Source organism: Flavobacterium sp. (assembly GCF_043722275.1).
Classification (GTDB): domain Bacteria; phylum Bacteroidota; class Bacteroidia; order Flavobacteriales; family Flavobacteriaceae; genus Flavobacterium.
Map to the genome: position 1 here is coordinate 1 of NZ_JAYSPC010000186.1, position 7190 is coordinate 7190.

General features: G+C 32.2%; 8 protein-coding genes. 5 read left to right on the forward strand and 3 right to left on the reverse strand.

Features of this window, described 5'->3' with window-relative positions; all coding sequences use genetic code 11:
* Positions 1-357: 357 nt before the first annotated feature.
* Positions 358-1587 carry a 3-deoxy-D-manno-octulosonic acid transferase gene (locus ACHZDT_RS21605; RefSeq protein WP_394776770.1) on the reverse strand — a complete coding sequence of 410 codons (1230 nt, stop codon included), beginning with the start codon at positions 1585-1587 and terminating at the stop codon, positions 358-360.
* A gap of 136 nt (positions 1588-1723) precedes the next feature.
* Here ACHZDT_RS21605 and ACHZDT_RS21610 point away from each other — a divergent pair, with 136 nt between their 5' ends.
* The 4 genes from ACHZDT_RS21610 (at position 1724) to ACHZDT_RS21625 (ending at position 4745) form a co-directional block, all read left to right on the forward strand.
* On the forward strand, positions 1724-2857 hold the full coding sequence (locus tag ACHZDT_RS21610) for a DegT/DnrJ/EryC1/StrS family aminotransferase (protein ID WP_394776771.1): 1134 nt from the start codon (positions 1724-1726) through the stop codon (positions 2855-2857).
* A 3-nt stretch (positions 2858-2860) separates the two neighbouring features.
* On the forward strand, positions 2861-3301 hold the full coding sequence (locus tag ACHZDT_RS21615) for a nuclear transport factor 2 family protein (RefSeq protein ID WP_394776772.1): 441 nt from the start codon (positions 2861-2863) through the stop codon (positions 3299-3301).
* A gap of 12 nt (positions 3302-3313) precedes the next feature.
* Positions 3314-4327: a UDP-glucose 4-epimerase GalE gene (gene galE, locus ACHZDT_RS21620; RefSeq protein WP_394776773.1), complete on the forward strand. Its 1014-nt coding sequence runs from the start codon at positions 3314-3316 to the stop codon at positions 4325-4327.
* Positions 4328-4469: 142 nt separating this feature from the next.
* A complete protein-coding gene (locus tag ACHZDT_RS21625) occupies positions 4470-4745 on the forward strand; it encodes a hypothetical protein (RefSeq protein WP_394776774.1) in 276 nt (91 codons plus the stop codon).
* A gap of 112 nt (positions 4746-4857) precedes the next feature.
* On the opposite strand, the gene fabD is transcribed toward ACHZDT_RS21625, so the two are convergent.
* Entirely contained in the window at positions 4858-5733 is an 876-nt protein-coding gene (gene fabD / locus ACHZDT_RS21630) for an ACP S-malonyltransferase (protein ID WP_394776775.1), read from the reverse strand.
* Between the two features lie 70 nt (positions 5734-5803).
* Entirely contained in the window at positions 5804-6166 is a 363-nt protein-coding gene (locus ACHZDT_RS21635; protein WP_394776776.1) for a DUF983 domain-containing protein, read from the reverse strand.
* Between the two features lie 134 nt (positions 6167-6300).
* On the opposite strand from ACHZDT_RS21635, the gene ACHZDT_RS21640 reads away from it, so the two are divergent.
* Positions 6301-7161: a helix-turn-helix domain-containing protein gene (locus ACHZDT_RS21640; protein ID WP_394776777.1), complete on the forward strand. Its 861-nt coding sequence runs from the start codon at positions 6301-6303 to the stop codon at positions 7159-7161.
* The last annotated feature ends 29 nt before the right edge of the window (positions 7162-7190 follow it).

A 7190-nucleotide genomic window follows, 5' to 3' on the forward strand; every position in this document is an offset into this window, starting at 1 on the left:
TTTTTTCATCTTACTTTATTATAAAAGGTTAATTATTAATTCGTGGCAAAGATATAAATTTTTTAATATGTAAAATATTTTTTTATTTTTTTTTTAAAATATTTTCATTTGCTCACGATTATCTTAGTTATCAAATAATATGCCATAATGCTAAAATTATGTTATATTATTGTATTTTTCGCATAAATTATTTTTAGTTGAATATTCAATAAGAGAATTGGCTATTTTATTCTCTTCCTTGCGGTTTGTTTTGTTTTTGATTGAATATTTACTAAGTCGATATGGGTGAAAACAGCTCGTTTAAGCTCTTTTTTATATAATAACGACTCAAACCCAGTCAATGTTCAAATAAATCGCTTACAAAACAACATTCATAATCGCGTTTGTTGCGCCAATATTATCCTGAATATAAGCGTTGCAAATTTGACTTTTTTCGGCTAGAAAATTTGCATCAGCAAGTAAACGATCTAAGTTTTCTTTTAATTCATTAAAATTAGAGATCACAATACATCCTTTAAGTGCTACGAGTTGAATTGCTTCGGCAAAATTCGAATAATTGGGACCAATAATAATCGGAATACCAAATGTTGCAGGTTCCAGTATATTATGAATTCCAGGATTTCCAAAACCTCCACCCACATATGCAATCGTTCCGTAACTGTAAATTTTAGTTAGTAATCCAACAGTATCAATTATAAAGACATTATAATTTGATAAATCAAGATTTTCTTTTTCTGAAAATAATACCGTCGATTTTGTGATTTGAGATTTTAAATTAGAGATCTGATCCGCTTTAATATTATGCGGTGCAATAATAAATTTTACATCTTCGGGTGCCTGATTGATATATTCGGCAATTAAAGTTTCATCTTTTGGCCATGAACTTCCTATTACAATAGTAGGTTTGTTGTTTTTGAAGTTTTCGATAAAATCAAGCGTATTGTCTCTTTCTAAAATAGCATTTACACGATCAAAACGAGTGTCGCCGGAAACAACAACATTATGAAAGCCTATGGTTTCGATTTTTTCTTTAGAACTTTCATTCTGAACAAAAAAGTACGTGAATGCTTTTAAAGCTTTTCGGTAAAAACCGCCATACCATTTAAAAAACATCTGATTTTCCCTGAAAATTCCTGAAATCAAATAAGTTGGAGTTTTGCTTGTTTCCAACTCCTTTAAATAGTTAAGCCAGAATTCATATTTTATAAAAAAGGCTAATTCTGGATGAACAAGTTTTAGAAATTTTTTCGCGTTGCTTTTTGTGTCTAATGGCAGGTAAACAGTAACATCTGCAACTGTGTTATTCTTGCGAACTTCATATCCTGAAGGTGAAAAAAAAGTAACGATGATTTTATGTTCAGGATATTTTTCCTTGATTTTTTCGATTACCGGCAAACCTTGTTCGTATTCGCCTAGTGATGCCGAATGAAACCAAATCGTTTTATCTGCAGGTTTTATTTTTTCTTCTAATATATTAAAAACATTTTTCCGACCATCTGTAAAGAGTTTAATTTTCGGACTAAAAAGCGCTACAATTTTCAGAAAAAACCCCGCAATAGAAATAACTAAATTATATAGAAAAAGCATCTGTTTATTTTTGTGGCTAAATTACGGTTCTTTCGATTATTTTCATTGGTTTGAAGGTATTAAATAACTATTTTTGTTCCTCCTTTTAGAGATTCTGTTTTAAAAACAGCTCTTTAATTTTAAAAATATATTGAAAATGAAAAAAATTCAAATGGTTGACTTAAAGAGTCAATACGAAAAAATAAAAACTACGGTTGATGCTTCTATTCAGGAAGTTTTAGATACAAATACTTATATAAACGGACCTTTAGTTCATCAATTTCAAAAAAATCTCGAAGATTATTTGGGAGCAAAACATGTAATTCCTTGTGCAAACGGAACAGATGCTTTGCAAATTGCAATGATGGCTTTAGATTTAAAACCCGGCGATGAGGTAATTACTGCCGATTTTACTTTTGCAGCTACCGTTGAGGTAATTGCTTTATTGCAATTAACGCCGGTTTTAGTTGATGTTGATATTACAAATATGAATATTGATATCGAAGCAATTAAAAAAGCAATTACGCCAAAAACTAAAGCAATTGTTCCCGTACATTTATTTGGTCGCGCTGCTAATATGGATGCGATTATGGAAATTGCTGCTGAACATAATTTATATGTAATCGAAGATAATGCACAAGCAATTGGTGCTGATTATATTTCGAAATCAGGAACAAAAAGCAAAGTAGGAGTAATTGGTCAGGTTGCTGCAACTTCATTTTTTCCGTCTAAAAACTTAGGTTGTTATGGCGATGGAGGAGCAATTTTTACAAATGATGATAAATTAGCGCACATTATCCGCGGTATCGTAAATCACGGAATGTACGAGCGTTATCACCACGATGTTGTAGGGGTAAATTCACGTTTAGATAGTATTCAGGCTGGAGTTTTAAATGCAAAATTGCCACTTTTAGATGAATATAATGCAGCGCGTCGTTTAGCGGCTTCAAAATACAATGCAGCTTTTGCCGGAAATGCACATATTATTACACCGGAATTTGATGCAAACGAAAATGATCACGTTTTTCATCAATATGTTTTACGAATTGTAGATGCAGATAGAAATGCTTTATTGCAGCATTTGCAGGATAAACAAATTCCTTGTGCAATTTATTACCCAATTCCGTTGCATTCTCAAAAAGCTTATTTAGATCCTCGTTATAAAGAAGAACAATTTCCGGTTACCAATCAATTAGTTCAGGAAGTTATCGCTTTGCCAATGCATACAGAATTAGACGATGAACAAATTAAATTTATAACCGATTCGGTTTTAGAATTTTTGAATAAATAAAGTATGAAAAGGATTTGTCTTTTAGTTTTAATGGTTTTTGTTCAGTTCTCGGTTTTTTCTCAAAAATCGAATACTAAAGAAGAAACAGCGATCAGTAATCAAGTCGAAATTTTGCGTAAAGCAATGATTGATGCTGATGGAGTAAAATTAAAAGCACTAACTTCTGATAAATTGAGTTACGTTCATTCGAATGGGAATTTTCAAAATCAAACCGAATTTATTGACGGAATAGTGAGTGGGAAATCCGATTTCGTAACTATAGATTTTCAAAACCAAACTATTTCGATTCAAAATGATGTCGCAATTGTGAGACACGTTTTATCAGCTCATACAAAAGATGACGGAATTGATAAAGATATTAAAATAGGAATAATGCTGGTTTGGCAAAAGCAAAAGAATAATTGGATTCTTATTGCCAGACAAGCTTATAAATTAACTACATAAAATAACCAAAAAATGAAAGTATTAGTAACAGGAGGGTTAGGATTTATTGGTTCTCACACCGTAGTCGAATTGCAAAATGAAGGCTTTGAAGTAGTGATAATTGATAATCTTTCGAATTCTACAGAAGATGTTCTAAAAGGAATTACAGCAATTACAGGAAAAACGCCTTTATTCGAAAAATTAGATTTAAGAGAAAAAGCGTCAGTTCAGGATTTCTTTAAAAAACACAACGATGTTACCGGTGTAATTCATTTTGCGGCTTCAAAAGCAGTTGGCGAAAGTGTAGAACAGCCTTTATTATACTACGAAAACAATATTAACAGTTTAATTTATCTTCTACAGGAATTGCAACAAAAGCCTGAAGCAAGTTTTATCTTCAGTTCATCTTGTACAGTTTACGGTCAAGCCGAAAAAATGCCAATTACAGAAGATGCTCCTGTGCAAACAGCAATGTCTCCTTACGGAAATACAAAACAAATAGGAGAAGAAATCATTACCGATACTGCAAAAGTGACTAATATCAGCGCAATTTTGTTACGTTATTTTAATCCTGTTGGAGCGCATGAAACAACCGAAATTGGAGAATTACCATTAGGAGTTCCTCAAAATTTAGTGCCTTTTATTACCCAAACCGGAATGGGATTACGTAAGGAATTATCAGTTTTCGGGGATGATTACCCAACGCCTGACGGAACTGCGGTTCGTGATTATATTCACGTCGTAGATCTAGCAAAAGCACACGTAATTGCATTACAGCGTTTATTCAATAAAAAGAATTTGCAAAAAGTAGAAACGTTTAATTTAGGAACCGGAACAGGAAGTTCAGTTCTTGAAGTAATTCATAGTTTCGAAAAAGTAAGCGAGAAAAAATTACCATACAAAATAATGCCGCGTCGCGAAGGCGATATCACAGAAGCCTACGCAAATACAGATAAAGCAAATAATGTTTTAGGCTGGAAAGCAGAATTAAGCCTCGACGAAGCAATGGCAAGTGCATGGAAGTGGGAACAAAAAGTTCGTTCTTAAAACATAGGAATATCGTAGAGGCGCACAGCAGTACGTCTCAGGTTAGAATATAAAATCCCAAATAATTGTATTAGATTATTTGGGATTTTTTTTGATTTAATACATTTAATTTGTTGTAAATTTGTAGGATTAAATGTAAGAAATGGAAAATGAAAATAGAAAACAAAAATTTAAAGGAATAGATCAAGATACTTTTGATTTTGATGCTGAATTTGCAAAAGGATTAACTCTCGAAGAAGCGAAAGTAGAATCGATTAGAAAAATTAGAGAATGGTGGCCAGATAATTATAAAATTCAAAAATCAGAAGTAGATCGAGAAACTTTTGATTTTGATACTGAATTTAGAAAAGGTTTGACGCCAAAAGAATTTAAAAATGAAATGTCTAAAAGGATAAAAGCTTACCCTTGGCGAAAATAATTTTTTAATCTAATTTGTAAACATAAAAAATCCTCATAAACAATCTGTTCATGAGGATTTTTTATTGATATAGTTTTTAAACTGATAGCTAAAAACTGAGACTGAAAACTAATTACGCATTCGCAGTAACCGCTTCTTTGTCAATTTTGCTAATCAAACCTGCTAATACTTTTCCTGGGCCAACTTCTGTAAACAAAGTAGCTCCGTCAGCAATCATTTGTTGAACAGATTGAGTCCATTTTACAGGAGCAGTCAATTGAGTAATTAAATTCTTTTTGATTTCGTTTGCATCAGAAACCGCACTTGCTGTTACGTTTTGATACACTGGGCAAATAGGATTAGAAAAAGTAGTTGCTTCAATTGCAGCAGCTAATTCTTCTCTTGCAGGTTCCATCATTGGTGAGTGAAATGCTCCTCCAACAGGTAAAATTAAAGCGCGTTTTGCTCCGGCAGCTTTCATGGCTTCGCAAGCTTTTTCTACTGCTGTAGTTTCTCCTGAAATTACCAATTGTCCAGGGCAATTGTAATTTGCAGCAACAACAATTCCGTCAATAGAAGCACAAACTTCTTCAACAACATTATCGGCCAAACCTAAAACTGCAGCCATTGTTGATGGAGTAATTTCGCAGGCTTTTTGCATTGCTAGAGCACGTTGAGAAACTAATTTAAGACCATCTTCAAAAGATAAAGTTCCGTTTGCTACTAAAGCTGAAAATTCTCCTAAAGAATGTCCTGCAACCATTTCTGGTTTAAAATCTTCGCCTAAAGTTTTTGCTAAAATAACCGAATGTAAAAAAACAGCCGGTTGCGTAACTTTAGTCTCTTTTAGTTCTTCGGCAGTACCTTCAAACATGATATCTGTAATTCTAAAACCTAAAATTTCATTAGCTTTTTCGAATAATTCTTTGGCTAAAGCCGATGTTTCATATAAGTCTTTGCCCATTCCTGTAAATTGTGCGCCCTGACCCGGAAATACGTATGCTTTCATTTCTCTAATTTAAAGTTGAATTTTTCTAATTGAAAATTAGTTTCAATTGAAAGGCAAAAATAGTATTTTTTTAGCTCGTATAATCCTTAAACATATAAATCCATGCTAATCTTGAAAATCTTAGATTGAAAGAAGTAAGTAGTATAATTACAACGGCAATGATTGGAATGATTCTTAAATCGAAGTTTTTTTCGAAGAAAAATTGAGCAACGCAATAAGTAGCAATGCCTTGCGCAACAGTTAATCCGTAGTTTACATACATGGCGCCAAAGAAATAGCCAGGTTCTTTTTGAAACTTGTAATTGCAATGACTGCAATATTCATTCATTTTTGGCAAACTAAAACTCAGAAAAATATTTTTGTCTTTAAATACTTTTCCAGTATGACAAATAGGACATTCGTTTTTAAAAATATGAGTTAATGCACTTGACATGATCTTGTTATTTTTTGTTTATGCAAAGGTAATTAACAGCCTCATAAAAGTCTTTTTTATATCTTCGCTACTTATAGCATAATAAAGACATTTTGTATGAAATTCCAAATCAAAAATCTACAATCTAATCGCGTATGAAAAAATATCCAATTTATAGTGTTCAGAATTTTAGCTGCAATGATATTCATCGTGATTTTTACGTAAATACTTTTACGGAACATTTAAAGAATCACAGTTTTGTTGAAGAGCCTCATCGACACGATTCCTATTTAATGGTATTTTTCACCAATGGTTCAGGAAAACATGAAGTTGATTTTGATCAGTTTGAAATAAAAAAAGGAAGTTTATTTGTTCTGCAACCCGGACAAATGCATCATTGGAGTTTGTCTGAAGATATTGAAGGTTTTGTAATTATTTTTTCGCAGGAACTTTATAATTTGTATTTCGGACAAAAAAATATCAACGAATATAATTTTTATCATTCGATTCATAATCGGCCGGAAATGGTTTTTGAGGGAAATCAAATCCCAAAAATCCTTCCCTATTTTAATTTACTAATTCAGGAAAACAATCAGGAAAGTAAATATCAACTCGATAAAATGTTGAATTTATTGGATTGCATTCATATTGAAATTGCCAGGAAATACATTGAAACTTATTCGCATCAAGCGCATTCGTACAATATCAAAATCAATACATTCGAAACGCTTCTCGAACAATATTTTCGAGAAGAAAAACTACCCTCTTTTTACGCAGAAAAATTAAATATTACATTAAAACATTTGAACAGAATATGCAATGAAATTTTACAAAAAACAGCTACGGAAGTTATTATGGATCGTGTAATTCTCGAAATCAAAAGAATGTTAATCGATAAACAATTGTCTATAAACGAAGTTGCATTTGCTGTCGGCTACGAAGATTACTCCTATTTCTCCAGATTTTTTAAAAAACAAACCGGACTTTCGCCAACAGAATTTCGAAATATAAAATAAGTGGGGCTTCGACTCCGCTCAGCCTGACA

Bases quoted from the DNA above. Each gene is read 5' to 3' on its own strand.
- ACHZDT_RS21605 (WP_394776770.1), bottom strand. From the start codon at position 1,587: ATGCTTTTTCTATATAATTTAGTTATTTCTATTGCGGGGTTTTTTCTG.
- ACHZDT_RS21610 (WP_394776771.1), top strand. From the start codon at position 1,724: ATGAAAAAAATTCAAATGGTTGACTTAAAGAGTCAATACGAAAAAATA.
- ACHZDT_RS21615 (WP_394776772.1), top strand. From the start codon at position 2,861: ATGAAAAGGATTTGTCTTTTAGTTTTAATGGTTTTTGTTCAGTTCTCG.
- galE (WP_394776773.1), top strand. From the start codon at position 3,314: ATGAAAGTATTAGTAACAGGAGGGTTAGGATTTATTGGTTCTCACACC.
- ACHZDT_RS21625 (WP_394776774.1), top strand. From the start codon at position 4,470: ATGGAAAATGAAAATAGAAAACAAAAATTTAAAGGAATAGATCAAGAT.
- fabD (WP_394776775.1), bottom strand. From the start codon at position 5,733: ATGAAAGCATACGTATTTCCGGGTCAGGGCGCACAATTTACAGGAATG.
- ACHZDT_RS21635 (WP_394776776.1), bottom strand. From the start codon at position 6,166: ATGTCAAGTGCATTAACTCATATTTTTAAAAACGAATGTCCTATTTGT.
- ACHZDT_RS21640 (WP_394776777.1), top strand. From the start codon at position 6,301: ATGAAAAAATATCCAATTTATAGTGTTCAGAATTTTAGCTGCAATGAT.